The sequence below is a fragment of the Streptomyces sp. NPDC104831 genome (assembly GCF_055583025.1).
In genome coordinates, this window is sequence record NZ_JBVJOT010000003.1 from 174,110 (window position 1) to 198,060 (window position 23,951).

The window sequence follows — 23,951 nt, forward strand, 5'->3', positions numbered from 1 at the left end:
GGCGGGTGGAGCTCGCCCGGTCCCATGAACGGTACGGACACCCTCTTCTGGCGGTTGAGCGGCAGTGCGCTGACCCGCCCCCATGTCACCTGGGCCTGGCTCCTGACGAGCACTCCGGACTGGGACCTGTTCGTGCGCGCCTGTGAGGGTGCCGTCGGCCGGCTTCCCCGGCTGACGCACCGTGTGGTGGATTCACCCCTGCGGACAGGGCCGCCCTCTTGGACCGCGGACCCGGACTTCCGGCTTTCCCGGCACGTGCACCGCATGCGGCTGCCGGCCCCCGGAGGGCCGCGCGAGTTGCTGGACATGGTCGAGTGGCGGATCTCGGCGGCCTTCGATCCCCTCCACCCCCCGTGGGAGATCACACTCGTCGAAGACTACGAGACCGATCGTGCCGCCGTGGTCCTCAAGTGGCATCACAGCCTCGCGGACGCGGTGACCATCGTGGCGGCGGTCCGTCGCCTCATGGAGAACCCGCCCCCGGCGGTCCGGTCGAATGCCGCACCACCACCGCCCGGCCCCGGAAGGCCGGCCGAGACGTCACACGAGGACCGTTCCGGCATTCCCCAGGTCATAGGAGCCCTCACCGAGGCCGCTCGAACGGCGGTGCGGAGCAGCGCCCGCGTCCTGTCCGGACCCGGGCCCGCCGGCGACGGGGCACAGTCCGCCGGCCGCACCGCTTCCCGGCTGCTGCCACCGGCCTCTCCTTCGCCTCTGCTCGCGAGGCGCAGTCCGGCGATCGACTGCGGCATGACGACGGTGTCCCTGGCCGGGCTCAAGGCCGCCGGGAAGAGCGCCGGAGCATCGGTGACGTCCGCCTACGTGTCGGCGGTCCTCGGCGCTTTCCACCGCTATCACGACCACCACGGGCTGGTCCGCGCGACCCTGCCGGTCCTCGTTCCCGTCAGCTTCCGGGAGGCGCACGAGACCGGCGCCGGCAATCTGATAGCCGGAGTCCTGATCGCCGGACCGATCGGTGACATGTCCGCCCGGTCCCGCATGGTCTCCGTGCACACCGCGGTCGCCGAAGCCCGCGGCTCGGCGGCCAGGGGGCTCTACACGGTGATGGCCGACCTGGGCGCCCTCGTGCCCGAACCGGTGTACAGGCACCTCGCACCCGCACTGCTGAGGAGGATCGACGTCGTGGTCACCAGCGTCCCCGGGCTGCCGGGGACCGCACAGGTCGCCGGATCGCGCGTGGTGAACGCGGTCCCCTGGGCTCCCCGCGGTGGCGCCGCCGCCAACATATCGATGGCCTCGCACGGTGACTTGTGCGGCATCGGCACGAACCTCGACCCGGCCGCGATCACGGACGCCCGGCTCTTCCACCGTTTCCTCGCGGACAGCTTCGAGGAAACGATCGGGTGCGCCCGGCACCCCGCCGGACCACCGCGGTCGGCACGGACCGGGGCCGACGGCTAGGAGAATGCGGTGCGACTCCCCCTGGAAGCGGAACTGCGGGCGGAGAGGAAACGCCTGCTGCGTACCCTGGACGCCCTGCCCGACGACGTCTTCGACGAGGGCCCCACGCTCTGCGCCGCCTGGTCGCCGCGAGACGTGCTCGGGCATCTCATCGGCGTGGACCACCCCATGACCCATTACCGCCCGTGGCTTGGCCTCGCAGCCGTCAACGACCGGCACGTGCGACGTGTCCGCCACCTCCCACGGCGCCGGCTCATGGCGGAGGCCCGTGAGTGGGCCGAACGCCCGGCCTGGAGCAGCCGCCTGGCCGTCCTCGTCTCCCTGGGAGACCTTTCGGTCCACCACCAGGACATCGTGCGCGGCCTCGGCCTCGTACGGGACATGCCCCCTTCCGTGCCCTCGTTCATCCTCTGGGACGGTGCCATGCTCAGTACCCACTCGAACCTGCGGATCCTCAGATACCGCGTCATCCCCACGGACGGACACCCCCCGCTCGGAGCCCCCGGTTTCCTGCGTCCCACGGAGGTCCTGGGCACGAGAGAGGCCCTGGGCATGTGGCTGGCGGGACGTGACGCGGTGGCCGGGGAACTGCGCTTCACCCCGGCCGGACGCGACCACGCAACGGATCGGAGTGCGGACCGGTGAGAGAACGGGAGATCAAGACCCGACGCGTGCTGGTCAACGGCATCTCCACCCGCTACTACGAGTACGGCGAAGGGCAACCGGTACTGCTGGTGGCAGGGGCCGCGTCGAGCGCCCGCGACTGGTTTCCCGTGATGCTGGACCTCGGTGACGCCTGCCGTGTCATCGCTCCCGTGCTGCCCGGGTTCAGCGGCACCGGCTCCCTTCCCGACGTCAAGCCGGCGCACATGGCCGCCTTCCTCGCCGATCTCCTCGACACGTTGCACATCGACGGCGTCGTCGCCATCGGACACTCCTACGGCGGGTGCGTGGCCGCGGAACTGGCCATCGCGCATCCGGAACTCGTACGACGCCTCGCACTGGTCGACGCCAGCGGTCTGGGCCGCGCGGCCCATCCGGCCGCCATCGCGCTGGCGATACTGCCGCCCCGCGTGGCGGATCTGCTGTCCGCGCTCGCCTCCCTGCCCGGAAGCGAGGTCGTCCTGGCCTGCTCCACCCTGCTGCTGTTACGACAGCCATGGCGCGTGCCCCTGGGGACATGGCTGGCCCAGGCGCGACTGGCCCGTTCACGGAAGTCTCTGCGGACCTCCCTGGAGATCTTCCGGGAGTGCGCGGACATCACCGGTCAGCGTCCCGGCATCCTCGTCGTGGACCGGCTCGCCCGGCTCCCGACGCCGGTGCTGATCGTGTGGGGGGACACCGACACCCTCCTGCCGGCCTGGCAAGGACGTGCGGCGGCACGCCGGTTGCCGGCCGGAAAGTTCGTACTGCTCACCGGTGCCGGCCATGTCTCCTATCTCGACAGCCACACCGACTTCATGGACGCTATCGGTCCCTTCGTGCGCGACAGCGCCGATCGCGTGCCGTGACTCTCCGCCCGCAGACGGAACAAGGGGAATCGTGTGACCGGCAAAGACACCGACGACTTCGCGCAGGCGCCTCGGCACACGCCCGCCGGCCCGAAGGGCGAACCGTCCGGGACGATCCGGCCGCCCTCGGCGGCCCGGCCGGACCGCGAGGAACGGCACGAGGTCGTGATCGTGGGCGCCGGTCTGGGCGGAAGCATCGCCGCCTACCGGCTCTCCGAGGCCGGCGTGCGCAACGTGGTACTGGAACGCGGACGGCGCTGGCCCGTCGATCCGGCGGGTACGACCTTTCCCGCCTTTCCCTCCGTGGACAAAAGGCTCATCTGGCTCGACGACGAGTCCACGCCCCTGCCCCCACTGCGCTCGACACCATGGGCGCGCCTCCTCGAAGCGATGGAGGCGGTCCTCCCGCGTTCGACCGGGCTCCTGGACGTCATCACCGAGGATGACGCGGTCGTCGTATGCGGTGCCGGCGTAGGGGGCAGCACCCTCGTCTACGGCGGAGTGCTGGCGCAACCACGGCCCGAGGCGTTCCACCGGATCTTCCCGGCGGGTCCCGACTTCGAACTGCTGGACCGCGTCCACTACCCCAGAGCGCGCCGCCGGTTGGGGGGAGCGCCGTTTCCCGCGGACCTCCTCGGCCACGAGCCGTACCGCGCGCACCGGCTGTGGGACCGAGCCGTGCGCGCCTCCGGCCTGCCGGCGGAGACGATCCGCAGCGGTTTCGACTTCGACGCCGTACGGGACGAACTCCGCGGCGACCGTCCGGCCGCCGCCGTCATCGGCCAGTACCACTTCACCGGATGCAACAGCGGGGCCAGGATCAGCGTGGACCGCACCTACCTGGCTCGGGCGGAGGCCACCGGAAGGACGTCCCTGCGGCCGCTGCACAAGGTGACGGGCCTCTCCGCCGACCGGTCCGGCCGGTACCGGGTGCTCACCGAGCGCCTGGGCGAGGACGCAACGGTGCGCGAACGCGTGGCCTTCTCGTGTGACCGGCTCGTGCTGGCCGCCGGTGTCCACACCCCCCGGCTGCTGCTGGCGGCCCGCGAGACCGGCGGTCTGACACGTCTGCACGCGTCCGTCGGAGAAGGCTGGAGCGCGAACGGCGACCACATCACCGTGCTGAGGTCGACGAGGCTGCCCGCGGGCACGCCCCAGGGCGGACCGTCCTCCAGCATGGTGCACAACGCCGCCGGCACGGTGGGGCTCATGCATTCGCCGGTCCCCCTCCCCCTGGGCGGGCGGGACTTCATGTGCCTCGGCATGAGCATCCCGGAACGCCACGGCAAGTGGCTGTGGACCTCGGACGGCCGCATCCGGCTCCAGTGGAACGCGCGCTACGACGCCGGGACACGGAGGCAGGTCGAGGAACTGATCCAGAAGGTGGCACGGAACCTGCCCGACGCCACCGGACTCGTCCTGCCGGAGTCCCGGCCACTCGTCGCCCATCCCGTGGGCGGCACCTGGCTCGGCAGAGCCACCGACCCGTACGGGAGGCTGCACGGTCATCCCGGCCTGTACTGCCTGGACGGCGCGCTCATGCCGGGAAGCACCGGCGCCGTCAATCCGGCCCTGACCATAGCCGCGGTGGTGGAGTACTGCCTGGACCACATCACCTCCGACTTCCTGGACGACACCCCGTGAACACCCTCGGCGTGACCTGGCACACGGTCAGACACCGGGGAGGCTCGGCGCCGTACGGCGGGCACGCGTGGGACTACCCACTCCGGGCGACTACCCCCTCGTTCCCGACGGAGTACCGGAGCCCCGGCAGCCATCGGCCAGGGATCCGGAGGCCGGGCCAGGGATCCGCTGCCGCCGGGCGCCGTGTCGGACCAACCAGTACGTACCGGAATGTCAGGTGCTCCACGGCCGGCGCACCTCCGGCCAGTTGCGGGGATCGGTGCCGTGCTGGTGCACGAAGGCATAGGCGAGCCGTTCCAGGCCCACGGCGACGCAGCCGGTGGAGGCCGGGGACCCGTTCGACGTGGTGATGCCGAATGCCTCGGCCAGGTGGGTGCCGTGGACGTTCACCGACGCGGCCGCGACGGTACGTCCCTCCGCGACGGGCAGCCGCAACTCGTACTTGAGCTCCATCAGGCGCTGGGACCAGACCTGGCGGGCGGTGTCGGGGGTGGCGAAGAACGGGTCGTTGGCGGATTCGAGGTGCCCTGCCAGACCCCAGTTCGTCACGATGGCCCGCAGCGCGGTCAGATAGGCCTCGCGAGCGGCGAGGACCTTGTCCTGTTCACCGAGGAGAACGGTCTCGCGCATCGTGAAGTCCCAGAGGCGTTCCAGGGAATGACAGTAGCGGGACTCGTGGCGGAAGCAGCGGGCGCGGGCGGTCACCGCGGTCAGGGGGGCGGTCAGCGCGCGGTCGCTGTGGCGGGCGTAGGTGTGGTAGCAGACAGCGGGCGGTACCGCGAGTCCCGCGTGCGTGGTGTGCGCGTCGACCACGTCGCAGGGCGGTGCCCCGCGGCCGATCGCGCGGGTGAACGCGCGATAGCCGTCGAGGTGGGGGTGGACCCGTGAGGTCAGCAGGACATGCTGGGGGAACGACCCCAGATAGCCGGCGCGGGCCAGGGTGGCGGTGGGGATGAGCTGGGGGTATTCGTGTTCCTCGGCGCCGAAGTGGTCCCGGGCCAGGTCCAGCAGCGCCCGGTCGAGATCCCGCACGAGGCCCAGCAGGGGTTCCGCGACCGTGACCTGTCCGGGCGCGCTCTCGTGCACGGCACCGCTGGCCAGCAGGTCCTGGTAGACGTTCGCGCGGCGAGCGGGACGGTGCGGGGAGCGCCACAGGAGCCGGGGGGCGACCACCCGCTGGGGCAGGACGTCGGACCGGACGAGGTCCCCGATCCTGCGGTGCAACTCCGCGGCGGCGACCGGGAGATCGGTGGTGAGCACCACTTCCGCGACGTCGGTTCCCTCGTCGGGCAGGGTGAACCCGGTGATGCGCTCGTCGGCGTGGTAGAGCCGGCTCGCCAGCTCCCCGGCCAGGGCGGCGGGCACCGGAGTGGTCAGTGGCACCGTGTACGTGGGCATTCGCAATCCCCTCGGAGCGGCCGGTCGCAAGGACGCGTCACAGCAGTCGGACGGTGGGGTCGAGCAGGGTGAGCGCACCGGTGGCCGGCCATATGCGGTCGTTGGAGTGGTTCAGCGGCGCCGAGGACAGGTCCCGGTGCAGGCGGGTGACCTGGGGGCGGTCCGCGTAGCCGGTCATGCCCGTGGCGCGCAGCAGTGCCTCGGCGACGCGCGCCGCGGTCTCCGACACCGCCAGTTTGAGCGAGTTGAGCCGTACCTGGGCGAGCGGCGTGCTCAAGGGCGCGCCGTGCCGCCGCGCGTCCTCGGTGAACTCGACCACCCGGTTCAGGTAGGTGCTCGCGAGGTCGAGGTCCACGCGCATCCGGGCGAGCCGCTCGCGTGCCACCTCCCCCGGTGGTGTCCCGGCCCCGCGCAGGTCGCGGAGCAGGGCGGCGAACCCCGCGTGCGCGGCCCCCAGCCAGCACGCCGCCCAGCCGATGTGCGCGGTGGGCACCATGCTCTCGCGCGCGATGTCACCGAACCTGCCGGGGTCCCCGACGATGTTGTGCGCGGGCACCGCGCCGGAGAGCACCAGGCCCCCGCTCTCGGTGCCGCGCATGCCCAGCGGGTCCCATGCGCCGGCCGTGGACAGGCGCAGGTCCGCGCGGTCGGCGTAGACCAGGGACACCGATCCGGGTGCGGCGTCGGGAGCCGATCGGAGGGTGATCAGGAATCCGTCGGCGTGCCGGCCCCCGGTGACGACCGGGGCGTGCCGGCCGGTGAAGCGGACCAGGCCGTCGTGGGCGGTCAGCGGGGTCTGCGCGGTGAACAGGTCGGAGCCGCGTCCGGTCTCGGTGGTGACCGATGCCAGGTAGAGCCGTCCGGACGTGAGGAGTGGCAGCAGGTCCGTGCGCAGAGCGGGTCCGGCGAACCGCAGCAGTGCGTCGGTCTGGGAGATGTGCATGGCCCACACCAGCGCCGTGGACAGGCAGGAGCCGGCCAGCCTCCGGGCGATCGCGGCGACATCGGACAGGTTTCCGCCGAGCCCGCCGTGCCGGGTGGGGACGAGCAGTGCGAGGAGCCCGCTTTCCCGCAGCACGGACAGGTTCTCCTCGGGCAGCACGGCGTCGCGGTCGGCGCGGTCGGCGTTGGCCCGCAGGGTCTGCGCGATCTCGTCGAGGGCGGGCAGGGCGGTGCTCGTCGTCATCAGGCCCCTCCCCCGCGCACCTTCTCCAGCACCGCCCACAGGGCTCCGGGCGTGGCGAAGTTGGCGTACTGGAGCAGTTCGTCCGGCATGACGATGCCGTAGGCGGTCTCGATGCGCATGATGAGCGCGACGACTTCGACGGAGTCCAGACCGTGGGCGGACAGGTCGGTGTCGGTGTCCAGGGGGATGTCGGTGGGCAGCCGGGAGGCCGCGCCGCGCACCAGTGCCTCGAACTCCTCGTCCCAGCCCGTCATGCCGGGCGGAGGGTCTCGTCGCGCACGACGGTCATGCGCTCCGCCGAGTCGATGGGGTGGTGCGGGGTGCTGAACGACAGGACGCGCAACCGCTCGCCGCCGTCGGGGCCGCGCAGCCCGTGCGGGTAGACGGCGGGCACGAAGATGGACTGGCCGCGCCGCAGCCGGTAGTCCACGCCGTCGATGTGGAGGGCGCCGGTGCCCTCCAGGACGTAGAGCAGGTGGTCGCCCTCGTGCACGTGCAGGGGGAAGGAGCTGCCGGAGCGCAGTTCCAGCAGGTCCAGTCCCATGCTGCGACCGAACGCGCTGGTCGCGGCGGCACCGGAGGCCCCGGTGATGCCGCGCACGGGTATGCCGATGTCGTCGATCACCTGCTTCTGCTCGGCGGCGGACAGGTCGATCAGGTGCTGGGCGAGGTCGAAGAGGTCTGCCATGGTCATCCTCCGGTGGGGGACGCCGCCGCGGCGGCGAGGTGGGAGACACGGTCGGTGAGTGTGTGCAGCAGGTCGTGGGCGAAGGCCCGGGTGGCGATCCCGTCCTGCCAGAGCAGGTGCAGGAGCGCGCGGTCGTGGTAGCGGTAGACCTTGAGGACGAACGGCCTGCCCCGCCGCCGGTCGCGGTCGGGGTGGATGGTCCCGTCGGGCGGGGCCGCGAGGGGTGCGGGCAGCAGGGGCGGCGGTTCGGCGGGGGTCAGCCGTTCCTGGTAGTTGAACCAGGCGGCGGTGGTGACCGGGCTCGGGTGGGCGGGCAGCAGTTCCTCCCGCAGGTCTTCCACGCGCAGCCGGTCGGCGTTGGCGGTCACCGCGCCGCGCAGCAGCCGGGGCACGAGCACGGCGGGCGCGTCGTCGCGGTGGACCAGCATCGGGGCGCGCAGGAACAGGCACGCCGCGGCCCGGCGCTGGGCGGCGCCGTGCCGGTTCGCCACGTGGGCCTGCAGCCCGGCGACGGTTTCCCCGGTGAGGTCGCACAGTGCGGAACCGTACGCGGCGGCGAACACCGCGGACACCGGGACACCGTGTCCGGCGGCCGCCGCCTCGGCGGCGCGGCCCAGTGCGGTGGACTCGGTGAAACAGGCGGAGAAGGCGGGGGCGCCGGCGGCCACCGGTGCCGGGGCGTGGTCACGCAGCGCCGTCAGGTGCGCTCGCCATCCGGCGAGTGCGGTACCGAGGTGCCTGCGGCCCGCGGGCGAGTCCTCCCAAGCGACCACGTCCCGCGGCTGGGCGACCTCGGCGGGCAGCCGCTCGCCGCGCAGCAGCCGCACCAGGTCGTCGCAGAGCACCCGCACCCCCCATCCGTCGACGACGAGGTGGTCCGCGACGACTCCGACGCTGCGGACCGTGCCGTGGGCGCAGCCCAGGACCACCCGCACCGCCCAGCCGTCGGCGAGGACGAAATCGGTGGTCAGCCACTGCCGGAACACCGTCCGCGCCTCGTCCTCGGGGGCGGCGAGGGTGATGCGGTCGACGTCGGCGGTGGTCACGGGGAGCACCTGCTGGGTGGCGTCCTCGGTGAACCGGGAGCGCAGGGCGGAGTGCCGGGTGACCAGTTCGGTGACGGCGGCGCGGGCCTGCCGGAGGGTGGTGCCCGCGGGCGCCGGGGCGGCGGTGGCCATGTTGTACTCGTGCGGGTCGACGTGGGCGAGCGTCGGGTGCTGACCGATGCGCCATCCCGCGTGCCAGTCGAGCTGTGGCCAGTTGAGCCTGGTCACCGGTACCCCCTTGCCTGGGCCGTGTAGAGGTGGGCGTAGCGGCCGCCCGCGGCCATGAGTTCGCTGTGAGTGCCCTGTTCGGCGACGGTGCCGTGGGCGAGGACGACGACGAGGTCCGCGTCGCGGACGGTGGCCAGGCGGTGGGACACCAGGACGGTGACCGTGCCGTGAAGGGCGCCGGCCTCCTTGGCGTACGAGGTGAAACGGTCGAGCAGGTCGTGTTCGGCACGCGGGTCGAGCGCGGCGCTGGGCTCGTCCAGCACCAGCAGCAACGGGGCGGGGCGGATGGCGGCGCGGGCCAGGGCGAGCCGCTGCCACTGTCCCCGGGACAGCCCGCTGCCGCCCGCCCCGAGCCGGGTGTCGAGGCCCTGCGGAAGGGCGCCGGCCAGTGACCGGGCACCGGCCACGGCCAGGGCGCCTTGGACGCGGGACTCGTCGGGCAGCCAGGGCGGGTGACCGATGCCCACGTTCTCCCGGAGCGTGAAATCGAAGGTGGCGTACTCCTGGCGGACCGCGGCGACCCGGGCCTCGAAGCCGGTCAGCGCGGTGAGCGGGACACCGTCGACGAGCACCCGGCCCGCGCCGGGGGTGCGCAGCCCGCTCAGCACGTCGACCAAAGTCGTCTTGCCCGCGCCGTTCTCCCCGACCAGTGCGACCACCGAGCCCGCCGGCAGGTGCAGACTCACCCCGTTCAGCACCCGGTGGCGCCCGCGGTCCACGCCGACTCCTTCGAGGGTGATCCCATGACCGAGCCGCTCCGGGGGCCGTGGTCCGTCGGGCCGTGCGGTGCGCGCCGCGCGCAGCCACGCGTAGTGGCGGACCACGTTTCCCGCGGCGGCAAGTCCGCGCAGACCGTCCACGACCCCCGCCGCCTGGGTCCGCAGGCCGATTCCGAGACCGGCGACGAGCAGGACGTCCCCCGGTGAGCCGGTGCCGGCGGCGACGGCCAGTCCCGCGGCGAACAGCACGGAGAATCCCGTCCAGCCCGCGCAACGCAGGAGCGCGGCGGCCGCTTCGGCCCTGTCGCGGCGTCGGTGCACTTGGGCGGCCAGGGTGTCGGCACGGGCGTCGAGCAGGTCGGCGATACCGGAGACCGCGATGTCGCGTGCGGCGGACCGGTCGAGGAACAGCGCGTGCAGGGCGTCCTCGACCCGCCGGTCGGCGGTGGTGTCCGCGACCGACCGCCGTACCAGGCGGGCGCCACGCACCCCGAGCCACAGCGGCGGCAGCGCGGCCGGTGCCAGCAGGGCCAGCAGCGGGTGCACCCCGGCGAGCAGCCACACGGAGAGGGCGACACCGACCACGGCGGCGGCCGTCTCCAGCCACACCCAGCACACCGAGGCCAGGGCTTCGGTCTCGGTGCGCAGCAGGTGCAGCCGGTCCAGGACGGCGGGGTCGTCGAGATCGTCGATCGCGGGGACGGCGGTGGCCAGCGCCATCATTTCGGCGCCGAGCTCGATGGTCGTGCGGTGGGTCAGATCGACCCGGAAGTTGTGCGCCTGACGGAGTCCGACGGCCAGGATGGCGTAGCCCAGCGAGCCCAGTGCCGCGGCGGCGAGCACCTGCCCCGGGGTGATGGCGCGCAGGAGCGCCCGTTGCGCGAGCCCGGTCAGCGGCAGGACGGCCGCCTGGAGCAGGATCAGCGCCGCGGTCAGGCAGGTGGTGCGGGGATCGAGACGGTAGGAGGTGGCCAGCACCCGGCCGGCGGTGGTGAGGCGGGTCACGCTGCCTCCCCGGCGAAGCGAGCGGCCTGGGTGCGGAAGAGCTCGGCGTACAGGCCGCCCGCGGCCAGCAGTGTCGCGTGCGGACCGGACTCGGCGACCCGGCCGCCGTCGAGCACGACGATGCGGTCCGCGCGGCGCAGGGTGGCGATCCGGTGGCTCACCAGCAGCAGGGTGGTCCCGGGCAGCGCGGTGACGACACGGTCGAAGAACGCGGCCTCCGCACGGACGTCCAGGTGCGCCGTGGGCTCGTCGAGCGCGATCAGGTCGCACCCGCCGCGCGCCGCGGCGATGGCCCTGGCCAGGGCGAGTTGCTGCCACTGGCCGCCGGACAGGTTGGCGCGGCCCGCCAGCAGCGGGGTGTCGGGGGTGTGCCCCAGCGTCGCGCCGGCGGCCGCCAGCGCCGCCTCCGCGAGATCGGGGTGAGCGGGGCTGACGTTCTCGGCGACGGTGAGCGGGTAGCGGGCGAAGTCCTGGAAGACCAGGCCGATCCGCTCTCGCCAGGAACGGGGGTCGAGCAGGGTGATGTCCACGCCGTCGGCGGTGATCCGTCCCGTCGTGGGCCGGCGCAGGCCGGCCAGCAGGGTCAGCAGTGTCGTCTTGCCCGCGCCGTTCACGCCGACCAGACCGATCACCTCACCGGGACGGATTTCGAGGTCCAGTCCGGCGAGGACCGGCGCGTGGCCACGGTGGGCGAAACCGACGCCCTCGAACCGGATCAGTGGCGCGGCGGGGGCCCGGCGGCCCGACGGGGGCCGTCCCACCGCGGTGCGCAGGCGGTCCGCCGCGGCTCGTACGTCGCGGCCGTGGTCGATGTCGAAGGCCTCCGGCCCGGGGTAGGCGATGCGGAACACACCGGTTCCCGCGACTACCGACGTGGCCAGTGCTCCGGCCTGGGGCGCGGCCAGGCCGGGTACCGCGTAGGCGGCGAACGCGGCGCCGAGCGCGACCGCCAGCAGCCATGCCTGGCGGCGGTACAGCGCGTGCCGCAGGGTCAGCACGCCGGCGAGCCCGCCGCCCGCGATACGGGCGCGTCGCCGGACGAGCCAGCGGCCGAGCCCCAGCAGCCTTACCTCGGCGGCCGGTTCGGGCTCCAGCGTCAGCCCGAGCAGGTAGTCGGCCTCGCGGGCGGCCGGGGCGGAGGCGGTCTGGGCACGCAGTACCCGGAGCCAGTCGCGGCGGGCGGCCTCGCGCATGGCGAACGCGGCGGTGAGGAGACCGGCGCCGAGCCAGGGCGAGATCCGTGCGACGACCACCGCGCAGGCCACCGCGCCGCCCGCGCGGGCGAGCAGGGCCACCCGGGCCACGGCGGCGCTCCCCCCGGTGCGCACCCGGCCGAGTCCACCGGGGGCGCCGATCAGCGTCGCGTCGCCGAGTACGGCCACGTCGTCGAGGTGAGCGGTGGTGGCGGGGGTCGTCAGCAGGGTGCGGACCAGGCGGCGCAGGCCGCGGTCGATACGCCGGGCGCAGGCGGCGCCGACGGCCTGTGCGGCCGTCTCGGCGACGGTGTCGAGGATCAACAGCACGCCTACGGACAGCAGCGGTCCGGCCAGGGCCGCGGCGTCGTCTCCGGAGCGGGCGGCGGCGACCACCCCACCGGTGGCCACGGCCAGCGCGGCGGGGACGAGCGCGCCGACGGCGTGTGCGGCCGTCAGGGCGGTGCCGAGCCGGCCGGCGCCGACGCCCGCGATCCCTACCGGCACGGGCGGCCGATGGCGTCGGCCAGGGCACGGCCGAGCAGAGCCGCTCCGTGGGCGGTCGGGTGCACCCCGTCGATCAGGCATGGCTCCGTCTCCTCGGTGAACGCCGTGGACAGGTCCAGGAAGACAGCGGCCGGGAAGCGCGCCGCGAGTTGCTTCAGTCCGTCCCGGTAGGTGCGGTACACGATGTCGATCGTCTCGGCGTAGTCGTCGAAGACGGTGGCACGGTCGGTGAAGGGGTGGTCGTAGTGACGCCGCACCCACCTGCGGGTGAACTCCTCGCCCAGGGCCGGGTGCAGCAGGGAGTGGGGCTGCAGCGCGCAGACGTAGCGGATGCCGTCCCGGGCGCAGGCGGCCGCCATCAGCGCCTGGTTCTCCAGCCACAGGCCGGCGCGCAGTTCCGGGCCGGAGGCGGGGAAGGACAGCGAGTCGAGAGGCAGTCCGCGGGTGACGGACGGTTTGCGGGCGAACGGCACCCCGACGTCCCGGCCCTCCCGTGGGGCATGCACCCGCAGGAAGTGCTGGTGGTCGTGGAAGGTCCAGTTCAGCATCGCCGCTCCGGGCCCGTTCACCAGGCTCATGGCGAAGAGGTTGTTGAAGTCGTTCCAGCCGGAGAGGCTGACGGCCACGTCGGGCCGGCAGTACCGCAGCCGGTAGAGGAGCAGCGCGGACTCGCCGCGTGACCACTCGCCGGGAGCGGCGAAACAGAGGACCTCGCTGTCGGACAGGTGCCGGTGCACCGCCGCGGGGATGGTGCGCGAGTTGTCGGGTTGCCCGAGCCCGTAGAGCACGCTGCCGCCGAGCAGCACGATTCGATGCCGTTGCCCGGGTTCCAGGGAGGCCGGTTCGGCCATGCCCGGGATGCGCAGGAATCCCAGCGGGCTGACGTCGAGTGTGCCGAGGGCGTCCACGCCCGCGAAGGCGCCACCACGCGGCAGGGCACGGCCGGTCACCGGGTCGAACAGTTCCGGTGGCTCCGGTGCCGCGGGTACGTTCCGGCCGAGCAGCGCGCCCAGCAGCGCGCCCCGTCCCATGCGCCGCCCGTCCGGCAGCAGCAGCTCCCGGGCTCCGGTACGGGCGGCGGCCCGTACGGCCGCGGCCTGGTCGAGCCGGTTGCCGTCCGCGCGGAACGCGGCGACCCCGGTGACGCCCGCGGCGCGGATGCGGTAGACCGACCGCACCGACAGCGCGCCGCTGTCCAGTTCGGTCCAGGGCACGCCGAGGACGGCACGGGCGCCGGGGTTCTGCTCCCGCCATCGGCCGGCCAGTTCGGCGGGCAGCACCAGCGGTCCCGGCTCCCGGCCCGCGGCGCGGACCCTTCGCACGGCGGCGTCGAGACCGCGCGGCCAGCCCGGGCACAGGAGTGCCGTGGTCATCGGACCTCCTCCGTGGTGTGCGCGCGGTGCCGGTCGGGCCCCGTGGCCAGCAGCCCGAACTCCCGCACGCTGCGGGCGATCCTCGCGGCCTCCCGCCCGGCGGCCGGCGTGGCGAGTCCGCCCGGGTCGTACAGGGCGGCCAGGGTGGCCCGTACGCCGAAACCCGGGTCGTCGGTGTGGAGCAGGCGAGCGAGGAAGACCGCGATGTCGTCGAAGGCGATCACCCAGCGGCTGGGGACGGTGATCCGCAGGCCCGCGGCCCGGGCCCAGGGCGACCAGCGCGCGGGCCGGGTCAGTCCGCGGCCGGGCACGTCGGCCCACACTGCTTCCAGGGCCCGTTCGCAGTCGGCCACCGGCCAACCGCGCCACCGCGTGCCCGTGGGGCGGAAGCCGGGGCCGGCACCGTCCCCGGTGAGGACCTCGATCTGCCGCTCCGCCTCGTCGAGGCTGTCGGGGCAGTGCACGAAGTTGCCGTAGATGAATCCGCCGAGCCGGGCACGGGTGGCGGACTTGTACTCCAGCAGCCGGGCCAGTGCGTCCGGCCCCTCGACCACCGCCGCCTCGACCGTCCGGCCGACCAGGTAGCGGCGCAGCAGCCCTGCGGTGAGGGCCCGTTCGTCGGGCAGGATCCGGAAGTACAGGCCGGCCAGGTGGGCCTCGGTCAGCTCGAGGCGGCGCCGGGTCGCGACCCGCAGCCCGGCCGCGCGCAGGTCCGCGATGCCCTGTTCGACCATGCCGTGTGCCACCGCGTCCGGTTTGAAGAGCAGCAACGACCGCTGTGCGCTCATTCCGCCGGCTCCCGTGCCAGTGCGTGGTCGGCGTACGCCGGGTCGCCGGTGACCTCCGCGCCGCACCACGCGGGCACGGCCAGCGCTTCGTCGGCCGCCAGGAGCTCGACCTCGGCGAGCACCGGCCCGCCATGGTGCACGTCGACCAGCCACACACGGCCGGCGTACGGGATCCGGTGGCGGCGCTTGACCGAGCGACGGACGGACGGGGCGGTGAACAGGGCCATGCCGAACTCCTCGGGCAGCGCGGTGTGGTGTTCGCGGCGCACCAGGCCGCTGCCGCTGTCCTTGACGGTGAGCCGCCAGGCCCCGTGCCGGCGGCCCACGCGCACTACGGTGCGCTCGTCGGTGAACACATAGGCCTGGACGATCTCGATGCCTTCGCTGCCCCGCACGACCGAGTGGTCGCGGACCAGGAACCGGCGCTCCACCTCCAGCCGCGCCCTCATGCGACGGCTCCTGCCGTCCAGTCGGCCACGGCGTCGCGGTAGAGCCGTGTGTAGTGCCCGACGGAGGCGGTGGCCCGGGGGCCGGTGAGGAAGTGGGCGAGGCCCAGCAGCAGCCGGACCAGCACCAGGACGCGCAGACGGCCGCCGGTCCCGTCGTGCGGGCGGCGCCCGGCGCCGCCCGCCGGGTAGAGGGCACTCGCGCCCACCAGGGAGCATGCCTCGGCCCAGCCGTCGGGCCCCAGGCACAGCCCGTCGAAGTCGATCTTGTACAGTCGGCCGCCGTCGCTGAGCGTGTTGTCGCGGTGCAGGTCGAAGTCGGCCACCGCCGCCTGCTCGGCCAGCAGGCGCGTGACCCGGGAGTCGGCGGTGAGCGCCCGCAGGGCGGCCGCCGCCTCGGTGTCCGGCCCGGCCAGCACCCGCGCGACCCGGTCCGCCAACCGGGGCAGGCCGGCGCGCAGCTCACCCGTCACGTTGGCGGCGATCCGCGCGCTGACGGCGCGATAGTGCGCCAGCAGTCGCCACTCCGTCGCGGGAGCGACGCGGTGCGGCACCGGGGCACCGGGCAGGTGACGCAGCACCACGACCGCGTCGTCCGGGCCGGGGGCGGCGGCCAGGACGGGCGCCCCGGCCGCCTGTTGGATCCGCAGGTAGCGGTCCGGTTCGCCGGTCCTGACGCGCTTGGTCACGTACCGGCCACCGGGGCCCGTGTCCACGGCGTGCACGTCGGGCCGCCACGGCTGTCCCAGCGGTACCGGACCGAGCCGCTGCCACGGATCCACCAGTTCGTGCGTGTCGCCGTGGCCGACGGCGACCGGGAGGGTACGGTCCCGGCGCGCGGCGGTGTTGACCAGGCAGCGCAGGAACGCCGCGTGGGTGACGGCGAGATGGCGTCCGCCCAGGCCGCCGACCAGGGCGAGGAACGCCACCGCCCGCGCCTGTACCCGCTCCCCCGGCTCGGCACCGGGGACGGCGTCGAGGTCGCCCCGCGCCAGCCAGACCCGGTGCGCCAGGGGATGGCCGGCCCGGGCCTCGGCGTGGGAGAGGCCCTCCAGGATCCCGGCGCCCACTTCGGCCAGAACCGGGTTGACCCGCACGGGGAGCCCCAGCCGGTCCGCGACGATGCCCGCGGTCACCTGTGCGCGCACGGCGTCGCTGCTCCACAGCACGTCGGCCGAACCCGGTGCCAGCCGGCCGGCCCAGGCGCGTGCCTCGGCCCGCCCGGCGGCGGTGAGGTCACCGTCGGCACGCCGGCCCTGGATGCGCCGGGCGGCGTTGGCGAGGGACTCGGCGTGCCGACGCAGCACGAGCACGCCGCTCACGCGCCCGCGCCCAACGGTGCGCCGGAGTGCTCCTGCCACACCTGGTGGCCGGCCGCGTGCCCCATGGTGATGAAGGCAGCCGCCGCCGACCGGCCGTTCGCCGGGTCGGCCAGCGCGGCGCGCACGTCCCGGTCGAGGACGTCGAAGCCGGGGGCGGTGCCGTCCCGCTCACGCAGATGGGAGTGGCGGGAGGTGATGCCGCCCGCGTACACCAGCATGTCGCGCAGCTCGCGCTCGTCGAAGCTGCTGGCCGACACCACGCGCAGCCGGTCGTCCGCCTTGATCCAGATGTCGTCCTCGGTTCGGTCGAGCAGCTCGAAGAGCTTGGTCTCGGGGATCGCCGTGAGGTGGTACGAGTGCACCGACCAGGGACGCAGCTCGTCGATGGTGAACCGCAGCGATTCGCGCAGCCCGTCCATGTCGTCGCCGGGCAGGCCCACGATCAGCTCGGCCCGCCACGGCACCCCGCGCGCGGCCAGGTGCGGCACGAACCGCATGATCTTCTCGAAGTGGTTGCCGCGCACGTGCTTGGGCACGTTGGGGTTGGTGGTCTGCAGGCCCATCAGCAGCTCATGGATGTTGGACTCCACCAGCAGCTCCACGAACTCGTCGTCGAGGAACTCCGGGCGCATGTAAGCGGTGAGGGCGATCTCGGGGGCGAGATCGCGGAAGGCGCGCAGGACTTCCTTGCCCCGTGCCGCCTTGCCGCCGAGGATGGGGTCGATCAGGAAGAGCCGGCGGATCCCGCGCTCGCGCATGTTCCGGATCTCGGTGCGCACGAAGTCGGTGTCGAAGGTGGCGAAGAACGGCAGCGTGTTGTGCCCGCAGAACGAGCAGTCGTAGATGCACCCGCGCGCCGTCTCGTACCAGGCGAAGTCCGTGTCGAGCGGGTCGCCGTCGAGCATGGCGTCGAACTCGGAGGAGAACAGGGCGACACCCCGCGGGAGGCTGCGGTCGCCTCGGTCGGGTACGGCGTACCGATAGGCGCGGATGCGGTCCCGGGTCGCCGAGTACACCGGCTGTGCGCAGTCCGCCTCGAGGGCCCGGCCGGCGAACGCGGGGTCCGCCGCCCGGCGTTCGCAGAGCCAGAGCAGGGATTCCTCGCCCTGGCCCATGACGTGGACGGTGTCCTGCGGCCATCGGGAGTAGTCCATCGCCCGGGTCTCCGGGCCGCCGCACACCACCAACGGGGCGTCGGCGGCGGCGCAGAGCCGCTCGGTGAGCTGCCTGGCCCGTTCCAGGGTCCAGAGATACGCGGGCACCCCGACCACGTCGAAGCCCTCGGCGAGCAGGGCCGCCGCCGCCTCGGACGCGCGGTAGCCTCGCTCGTCGAACGCGCGCAGCCGTACCTCCCACTCGGGATGAGCGGTGCGCAGGTAGGCGCCCAGCCGCATCGCCCCCAGCGAGTGGGTGATCGGGTACTCGTCGAAGCGCAGTGAGTCGAAATAGCTGACGATCGCCACCCTCATGCCCTCGCCCCCCGTCACAGCGAGTGCCGCACGGCGATCTCACGGAACGAGGAGAGCTCGTCCGGGGCCGTCGTGGGGGCGGGCAGGGCCTTCTCCGGATGGCGGGACAGGTAGTCCCTCGTGCACAGCGGGTCCTTGACGGCGCCGAACTCGCCCGTGGTCCGCTCGGGGTCGAAGCGCCCTATCTGTACGATGCGCCGGGTCGTCGATCCCGAGCGGCAGGAGTTGTGCAGGTCGCAGTCCGTGCAGCCGGCGGGCTTGCTCAGTTCCCGGCGGAAGTCCTCCAGTTGGCCCGAGCCGTTCCAGAAGTCGCGTAATCCGGTGAACTCGGAGTCGATGTTGCCCAGTTTGCGCGGGTGCATCAGGCAGGGGGTGACGCTGCCGTCGGGGTTGAGCGCGATGAGTTCCTGCCCGCCGATGCAGCCGGTGAGCCCCGGTATGCCGATGTCTCCGCACCCCGCCATGGGGTTGGAGACGTTGGTGATGCCGATGCGATCGCCATACCGGCGCTGGAGTTCCGAGATGAACTCGATCGTGTCGTAATAGGCGTCCACCTGCTGTGCGTAGAAGCCCTCCTCGTGGTGCAGGCAGCGCTCCGGGTTGGCGAACTTGACGACGTCGGCGCCGAGTTCGATGCCCAGCAGGACCAGGGCCTCCAGTTCGGACCTGGGTGTGGTGGGTTCGTAGGTGGGCTTGATGCACACCCGGGTGGACGAACCGGTCTCGTCCCGGCGGGCGACGGTCCTGCGCACCGCGGCCACGGTGCGGTCGAACAGCCCGGCGCCACGGACGGCACCGTGGGTCGCCTCGGACGCGCCGTCGATGCTGAAACTCACGGACTTCAGCCGGTTGCGGAAGATGATGTCGAGTACGGCGTCGTCGATCAGCAGGCCGTTGGTCGCCATCGAGGTGTACAGGCCGTTCTCGGTGGCCGAGTCCAGGTAGTTGGCCAGGGCCCGCTTGTTGATCGTGGGCTCGCCGCCCGCCAGGTGGACGCGCATCACGCCCCACTGGGCGAGTTCCGCCATGACCTCGCGGACCCGCTGCTCACGCAGTGTGGTGGGGCCCAGGAACTCGGCGGCGTAGCAGAAGGAGTCCTGGCCGCACTTGTGCCGGGCCAGGTTGCACAGCCAGGTGTAGTCGAAGTAGATCTCCAGTGGCCCGCTGAGCCGGTCCCGGTAGGGTGAGCGGATCTCCCGCAGACTGCCGTCGAAGCCGAGTTCCCGCAGGTCCCCGATGAGCCGGGATGACAGTCCGATCGTCCAGTCGAGGCCCTCGACGTGCCGGCGCACCGCTTCGGTGACGGCCTGGTTGTCCGCGCTGTCGCGCGACAGGAAGAACGCGTGCCTCCTGTCGCTCCACAGCAGCGGGCCGCAGAATTCGTGCCGGACCACGACATCGGTGTGCTCGACGGGGGACGCCGATGCGGTCGCGTCCAGCCGTGGACGCACGCCGAGCGGCACGGAAACGGGTGCGGACGCAGGGGTGGGGGTGGGCATGATGCTCCTCGGGCTGGGCTGGTGGGGGCCGCGGGCCGGCTGCGAGCCTTGGGGGGTCAGGTGAGAGGAATGGAGGAGGTGGCCGCCACCCGGTCCTGGCGTGAGACGTCGAAGAGACGGTCCAGGAACGGCGCCGTCCACGGGCCGGGCTTGCCGTCGAAGGTCCCGTACTCGTCCAGATAGGCGGTCTCCGCCGGCCGGAAATGGGCCAGTTCGACGGAGGGCACGGCCTCCGGGTAGAGCAACGACACGTGATGGAGAGCGTAATAGACGCTGCGCTCGGCGCCGTAGCGGAACGCGGCCGCGCGGACTGCCGGCCACTGGTTTTCGTCCGTGACCGAAAGTGCCGCGAGGGCGACATCATGAAACTTCAGCAATTCGAGATCGGAGCCGTTCTCGATGTAGTACAGACTGGTGGACTCCTTGTGCAGGTGGGTGCACAGATCAATGAAACGGTCGGCCGGGCCGAGAGCCGGGCCCGTTCGGCCGAACATGGGAAACGGAACGGAGTTCGCCAGCATTTCTTTCGTCGGGCGACCATCCCCCGAGCGCGCCGGGAAGATGTCGAAGCAGATGTCCAGGCGGTAGCTCTCGACCAATTCCCGGTTCGCCAGCTTGACCAGCGGCAACGCGTTGGGGAGGTTCACCTGCCAGAACATCCGGGTGGTGCGGCGGTAGTCCAGCAGCCGGGTGCCGGTCTCGTCGGGCCAGCCCTGCCGGTATCCCAGACCCACCAGGACGTCCACCAGGGCCGGCAGATCGGCCCGGTCGATCAGCAGGTCCAGGTCGTTGGAGCGGCGCAGCCCGGGGTCGCCGTAGAGACGGGCGACCGTCGGCCCCTTGCGGACCGCGAAGGGCGGCCCCTGCGTGGCCAAGGCGCCGATGACCGCCCCGTATTCTTCCGCCAGGACTGCCGCGCGGTCCCGGGTGGCGAGATAGGCCGCCTCGTAGACCCAGTGGTACGGGATGACGGGCATCCCGGGTTCGCCGTGGAAGAGCCGGTGCCGGGTGATGTGCCTGCCGACCAGGGGAAGCAGGCGGTGCCGCGCGGCCCGGTCGATGAAATAACCCCAGTCGAACCTCCGGGCGTCCTCGGTGAGCAGCGCCCGGCAGTCCGCCAGCGTCCTTTCGTCGAGGACCAGCCTGGCGAGAGCCAATAAGAGAGATAATTCGCCCCGCATACGGAGAACACCTTCCCAGGGTTTTCGCACGTCGGCAACGGCAGGACAACGAGGGCGGGCGCAGTTTTCACGCAAGCCCGTCGAGTAAAAGCGGAAACAGGTCGCGAACCCGACGGTGAACCAGGTCGATGCCCGGCTGTTCGACAACCCGAACGGGGGCCGTACGCTTGTGGAAGTCTGACACCCGCCCGGAAGAGGGGTCAACCCTGCCGATTGCCGGTACATGAACCAGAAACACTGCGTTAATAAAAGCCGGGCGGTCTTGACCGGCTGGAATGTCCCTGCTTGCATTGCTGGATGCACACTGCAAGCAGTAAATGCCGGGTAAATTTTTCGGCGCTGCCCACGCCTTGACGGAGTGAAACCTTGTCTCAGCAAGTTTTTACGGAAGCCCTCCCCCGCGTCCCGTTGAACGGTCCCGCGGTGTGGCGGGGAGCCGACCTGACCGCCGCACCGGAGCGATGGCTGGTGGAACTGGACGGGCACGACCTGGCCGAGCTGGAGCGATTACCCGATGTGGACGGCCCGCTGCATCTCGTCGACCCCGCCGCCTTGCGCCTGCCCCGCATCAAGGAGAAGGCGCGGCTGTGGCGCCGGACGCTGGAGGACGGCCCCGGGGTACTGCTGGTCCGCGGCCTCCCGGTGGCGGACCTGCCCACGCGTCGCTCGGCGGTGCTGTACTGGGCGCTGGGGCTGGCCGTGGGCATCCCGACACCGCAGGACAAGCGCGCGCTCTACCTGGCCGATGTCAAGGAGGACGGAGCACCCGGCCCGGACAGGTTCGCCTACCAGACCTCGGTGGAGCTCCCCTTCCACACGGACTGGTGCGATGTGGTCTCCCTGCTCTGCCTGGCCAAGTCCCGGTCGGGCGGAACCTCGCGCATCGCCAGTTCCGCGCTGGTCTTCAACGAGATCCTGCGCCGTCGCCCGGACCTCGTCGGCGCACTGGCCGAACCGCTGTGGATGAACAACCGCGATGAGGCCGACGGCGACGTCCTCCCCTACTACCCCGCCTCCCATGTCTCCTGGGCGGACGGCAAGCTCTCCTTCCGCCGGCGCCCGTCCTGGCGCAGGCGCGCGGCATCCGCGGGCAGGCCCGAATACCTCCAGGAGCCGACGGCCGACGGCCCACCGCCGCCGAGTCCCGCCCAGACCGAGGTCATGGAGCTGGTGGACCGGATCGCCGCCGAGGACGGTGTCGCGCTGACCATGGACTTCCGTGTCGGCGACGCCCAGTTCATCAACAACCACGCGGTTCTGCACGCCCGCGACGCCTTCGTCGACGGCACGGCCCCCGATGAACAGCGCCATCTGCTGCGGTTGTGGCTCACCCTGCCGGAGGGCCGTGCGCTGACTCCCGGTTACGCGGCCGGGATCGCCCGCCAGTACCACCTGCCGGCGACATGAGCGCCACGGCTGCGTGGAGGGCCCTTTCCGCCGTGGACTGGGCCGACCCGACGCACGTGGAGACGGCGCTGCGTTCCGCGTTGCTGCTGCTGCGCGACTTCGACACGCTGAACGGACTCCTCGCCGCGGCGTGCCGGGACGACCGGCTCCTGAGCCTGTCCGAAGTCCGCCCCTGGGGCAACCGCCTCACCGTCTACGACGATCCCGGCAACGGCGTCCGCCTCCGGCTGCAGCACTGGCTCGGCGGCCGCACCGACCCCCACGCCAGACCGCACAACCACCGCTGGTCCTTCGCCTCCACGATCCTGCGGGGCTCCTACGAACATCACCTCTACGGGACGGTCGACGAGGTGACCGACCGGCTGGCGGCGGGACCGGTACGCCCCTTGCACGTCAGGACCGAGGCGACGGGGAGCCTGTACGTCCTGCGCGCCGATCACGTGCACGCCGCCACCGCGGTACCCGGGACTCTCTCCTTGCTGCTGCGCGGCCCCGCCACCAGCGACCACGCGGTGCGCCTCGACCGGGACCACGCCGCCTTGTCGGAACGCAAACGCGGCGCGTCCGCCGAAAGCCCCGCCGAACGGCCGGAAGCGCAGTTCACCACCCGGCAAGCGGTCCGGCTCGCCACGGAACTGACCTCTGTCCGAGACGCGGCCGGCCACTGAGCGCTTCCCGACCGATCGGACACTCGTGCGGGACGCGGCAAGGCCGACGAACTCTTTCCGACCGCGCCCGGAACGGTGGTCGAGCGGCCTGCTCCCCACTACTCGAGGCGTGGTCCGTTGGTGGGGATGTCCTCGGTGCACTGGACGAGGTGATCACGGAACCGCGCGTGTGCGACGGGACCGACACGTCCGCTTTGATCAACATAGTAGGCGTAGTGGTTGACATTCGATTCGCTCGGCAGCATGGAGCTGTTGGGGCGGTTCGGAGCCTCTTTGCCGCCGTTGCGGAAGTCGATCCAGCCGTTCTCCGAGTTGATGTAACCCGTGTGGTACGGGTCGACGGAGATGCCCCAGCCCGGCTGCGTCCAGCTCTGACCGGAGTTGCCCGCACCCCACAGGCCGGCGTGGGCGCCTGGTGGTACCCACCCGACGACATGGTCCTGCTTGGTGTAGCCGACGACCAGTTTGGTGCCGTCGGCCAGCCGGTATTCGTTCCGCGGCGCGCGTACGCTCAGGGTGCGCCACCACGTCTTGCCCGCGGTCCCGAATTTGCCGATGGAACAGCCGACCCACAGGTGGGGCCTGCTCAGCGCCCGTTTGATGTAGAACCGCTGGTTGTCCGCGTGGTGCTCGCCATGCAACAGGATCCTCGCACCCTGGTGTGTGCTGCCACGCTCGACGTCCATCACCTGGCTGGTGTGGTAGTGGCGGATGCTGAACGTTCCGTCGCCGTGCGGTTCGAGCTCCCAGATGGCGGCCCGGTTCCGGTCATTGCCCTCGGTGCAGTCCACGAGGTGCACTTGGGAACCCGCGTGCCCGGCCCCCAGGCAGCGTCGGGGGTCCTCGGCCGATTTCAGCAAGACGACGTGCTTGTGCATCCGGCTGACGACGAACATCTGGTTCTTCCCGCCGTTGAGCGGGAACTGGATGGCGTTGTGTCCGCCGGCGATGTCCACGACCGGATTGCCGGCGTTGTGCTTGGGCACCAGTTGGTACGCCATCCCGTTGACGACCTCGTCGCTCCAGTGCTGGGCGGTGTGGGCGGCCGGAGCGGCCCCGGCCGGACCCGGCGTGAAAGGGGCGAGCTGGATGCCGCAGGCGAGCGCCGCGGCGCCGGCACCGAGAGCCGCCCTACGCGTCACACACCTGGCCGAAGAGGACCATGCTGCTGGCATCGCGGAGCCTTTCGCCGCGCCGGGCAGCAAGACCCGGCGTCCTCCCGAGACCCGTATTTCCACAGTAAGCCCCTCG

21 protein-coding genes are annotated in these 23,951 nt (G+C 72.3%); 6 read left to right on the plus strand and 15 right to left on the minus strand.

Annotated features, from left to right (window positions below):
- Nucleotides 1-24: 24 nt before the first annotated feature.
- Genes ACZ63H_RS03405 through ACZ63H_RS03420 form a run of 4 tightly spaced genes read left to right on the plus strand, consistent with a single transcriptional unit; the run spans nucleotide 25 to nucleotide 4,577 of the window.
- Entirely contained in the window at nucleotides 25-1,422 is a 1,398-nt protein-coding gene (locus ACZ63H_RS03405; RefSeq protein ID WP_469861667.1) for a wax ester/triacylglycerol synthase domain-containing protein, read from the plus strand.
- Between the two features lie 9 nt (nucleotides 1,423-1,431).
- Nucleotides 1,432-2,067: a maleylpyruvate isomerase mycothiol-dependent enzyme family protein gene (locus tag ACZ63H_RS03410; protein WP_469861669.1), complete on the plus strand. Its 636-nt coding sequence runs from the start codon at nucleotides 1,432-1,434 to the stop codon at nucleotides 2,065-2,067.
- Nucleotides 2,064-2,933, plus strand: coding sequence for an alpha/beta fold hydrolase (locus ACZ63H_RS03415; protein WP_469861671.1), 870 nt, complete (start codon nucleotides 2,064-2,066; stop codon nucleotides 2,931-2,933). The genes ACZ63H_RS03410 and ACZ63H_RS03415 overlap by 4 nt, the downstream gene beginning before the upstream one ends.
- A 33-nt stretch (nucleotides 2,934-2,966) precedes the next feature.
- Nucleotides 2,967-4,577 carry a GMC oxidoreductase gene (locus ACZ63H_RS03420; RefSeq protein WP_469861673.1) on the plus strand — a complete coding sequence of 537 codons (1,611 nt, stop codon included), beginning with the start codon at nucleotides 2,967-2,969 and terminating at the stop codon, nucleotides 4,575-4,577.
- Nucleotides 4,578-4,790: 213 nt separating this feature from the next.
- On the opposite strand, the gene ACZ63H_RS03425 is transcribed toward ACZ63H_RS03420, so the two are convergent.
- Genes ACZ63H_RS03425 through ACZ63H_RS03490 form a run of 14 tightly spaced genes read right to left on the minus strand, consistent with a single transcriptional unit; the run spans nucleotide 4,791 to nucleotide 20,601 of the window.
- The gene (locus ACZ63H_RS03425) at nucleotides 4,791-5,975 is read right to left on the minus strand and encodes a class-II aminoacyl-tRNA synthetase family protein (RefSeq protein ID WP_469861675.1); all 1,185 of its coding nucleotides are present in this window, start codon (nucleotides 5,973-5,975) and stop codon (nucleotides 4,791-4,793) included.
- Nucleotides 5,976-6,012: 37 nt separating this feature from the next.
- Nucleotides 6,013-7,161 (minus strand): acyl-CoA dehydrogenase family protein, encoded by a 1,149-nt coding sequence (locus ACZ63H_RS03430; protein ID WP_469861677.1) that lies wholly within the window; start codon nucleotides 7,159-7,161, stop codon nucleotides 6,013-6,015.
- The gene (locus ACZ63H_RS03435) at nucleotides 7,161-7,415 is read right to left on the minus strand and encodes a phosphopantetheine-binding protein (protein ID WP_469861679.1); all 255 of its coding nucleotides are present in this window, start codon (nucleotides 7,413-7,415) and stop codon (nucleotides 7,161-7,163) included. Before ACZ63H_RS03435 ends, ACZ63H_RS03430 begins: the two co-directional genes overlap by 1 nt.
- Nucleotides 7,412-7,849 carry a cupin domain-containing protein gene (locus tag ACZ63H_RS03440; protein WP_469861681.1) on the minus strand — a complete coding sequence of 146 codons (438 nt, stop codon included), beginning with the start codon at nucleotides 7,847-7,849 and terminating at the stop codon, nucleotides 7,412-7,414. The genes ACZ63H_RS03435 and ACZ63H_RS03440 overlap by 4 nt, the downstream gene beginning before the upstream one ends.
- A gap of 2 nt (nucleotides 7,850-7,851) precedes the next feature.
- Nucleotides 7,852-9,123 carry a condensation domain-containing protein gene (locus tag ACZ63H_RS03445; RefSeq protein WP_469861683.1) on the minus strand — a complete coding sequence of 424 codons (1,272 nt, stop codon included), beginning with the start codon at nucleotides 9,121-9,123 and terminating at the stop codon, nucleotides 7,852-7,854.
- Nucleotides 9,120-10,847: an ATP-binding cassette domain-containing protein gene (locus ACZ63H_RS03450; protein WP_469861685.1), complete on the minus strand. Its 1,728-nt coding sequence runs from the start codon at nucleotides 10,845-10,847 to the stop codon at nucleotides 9,120-9,122. Before ACZ63H_RS03450 ends, ACZ63H_RS03445 begins: the two co-directional genes overlap by 4 nt.
- On the minus strand, nucleotides 10,844-12,547 hold the full coding sequence (locus ACZ63H_RS03455) for an ATP-binding cassette domain-containing protein (protein ID WP_469861687.1): 1,704 nt from the start codon (nucleotides 12,545-12,547) through the stop codon (nucleotides 10,844-10,846). The genes ACZ63H_RS03450 and ACZ63H_RS03455 overlap by 4 nt, the downstream gene beginning before the upstream one ends.
- Complete coding sequence (locus ACZ63H_RS03460) at nucleotides 12,538-13,920, minus strand: SGNH/GDSL hydrolase family protein (protein WP_469861689.1); 1,383 nt, start codon at nucleotides 13,918-13,920, stop codon at nucleotides 12,538-12,540. Before ACZ63H_RS03460 ends, ACZ63H_RS03455 begins: the two co-directional genes overlap by 10 nt.
- A complete protein-coding gene (locus ACZ63H_RS03465; protein ID WP_469861691.1) occupies nucleotides 13,917-14,708 on the minus strand; it encodes a nucleoside-diphosphate kinase in 792 nt (263 codons plus the stop codon). The genes ACZ63H_RS03460 and ACZ63H_RS03465 overlap by 4 nt, the downstream gene beginning before the upstream one ends.
- Nucleotides 14,705-15,157: a CYTH domain-containing protein gene (locus ACZ63H_RS03470; protein WP_469861692.1), complete on the minus strand. Its 453-nt coding sequence runs from the start codon at nucleotides 15,155-15,157 to the stop codon at nucleotides 14,705-14,707. Before ACZ63H_RS03470 ends, ACZ63H_RS03465 begins: the two co-directional genes overlap by 4 nt.
- Entirely contained in the window at nucleotides 15,154-16,476 is a 1,323-nt protein-coding gene (locus ACZ63H_RS03475; RefSeq protein ID WP_469861694.1) for a histidine phosphatase family protein, read from the minus strand. The genes ACZ63H_RS03470 and ACZ63H_RS03475 overlap by 4 nt, the downstream gene beginning before the upstream one ends.
- Entirely contained in the window at nucleotides 16,473-17,945 is a 1,473-nt protein-coding gene (locus tag ACZ63H_RS03480; RefSeq protein WP_469861696.1) for a B12-binding domain-containing radical SAM protein, read from the minus strand. The genes ACZ63H_RS03475 and ACZ63H_RS03480 overlap by 4 nt, the downstream gene beginning before the upstream one ends.
- Nucleotides 17,946-17,959: 14 nt before the next feature.
- Entirely contained in the window at nucleotides 17,960-19,444 is a 1,485-nt protein-coding gene (locus ACZ63H_RS03485) for a radical SAM protein (RefSeq protein WP_469861698.1), read from the minus strand.
- Nucleotides 19,445-19,500: 56 nt separating this feature from the next.
- The gene (locus ACZ63H_RS03490; RefSeq protein ID WP_469861700.1) at nucleotides 19,501-20,601 is read right to left on the minus strand and encodes a nucleotidyltransferase domain-containing protein; all 1,101 of its coding nucleotides are present in this window, start codon (nucleotides 20,599-20,601) and stop codon (nucleotides 19,501-19,503) included.
- Between the two features lie 447 nt (nucleotides 20,602-21,048).
- On the opposite strand from ACZ63H_RS03490, the gene ACZ63H_RS03495 reads away from it, so the two are divergent.
- Together ACZ63H_RS03495 and ACZ63H_RS03500 are read left to right on the plus strand one after the other, a co-directional pair.
- Nucleotides 21,049-22,032, plus strand: a complete 984-nt coding sequence (locus ACZ63H_RS03495) for a TauD/TfdA family dioxygenase (protein ID WP_469861702.1) — start codon at nucleotides 21,049-21,051, stop codon at nucleotides 22,030-22,032.
- 32 nt (nucleotides 22,033-22,064) lie between these two features.
- The gene (locus ACZ63H_RS03500; protein ID WP_469861704.1) at nucleotides 22,065-22,700 is read left to right on the plus strand and encodes a hypothetical protein; all 636 of its coding nucleotides are present in this window, start codon (nucleotides 22,065-22,067) and stop codon (nucleotides 22,698-22,700) included.
- 98 nt (nucleotides 22,701-22,798) lie between these two features.
- On the opposite strand, the gene ACZ63H_RS03505 is transcribed toward ACZ63H_RS03500, so the two are convergent.
- Nucleotides 22,799-23,905 carry an RICIN domain-containing protein gene (locus ACZ63H_RS03505; protein WP_469861706.1) on the minus strand — a complete coding sequence of 369 codons (1,107 nt, stop codon included), beginning with the start codon at nucleotides 23,903-23,905 and terminating at the stop codon, nucleotides 22,799-22,801.
- Nucleotides 23,906-23,951: the final 46 nt, after the last annotated feature.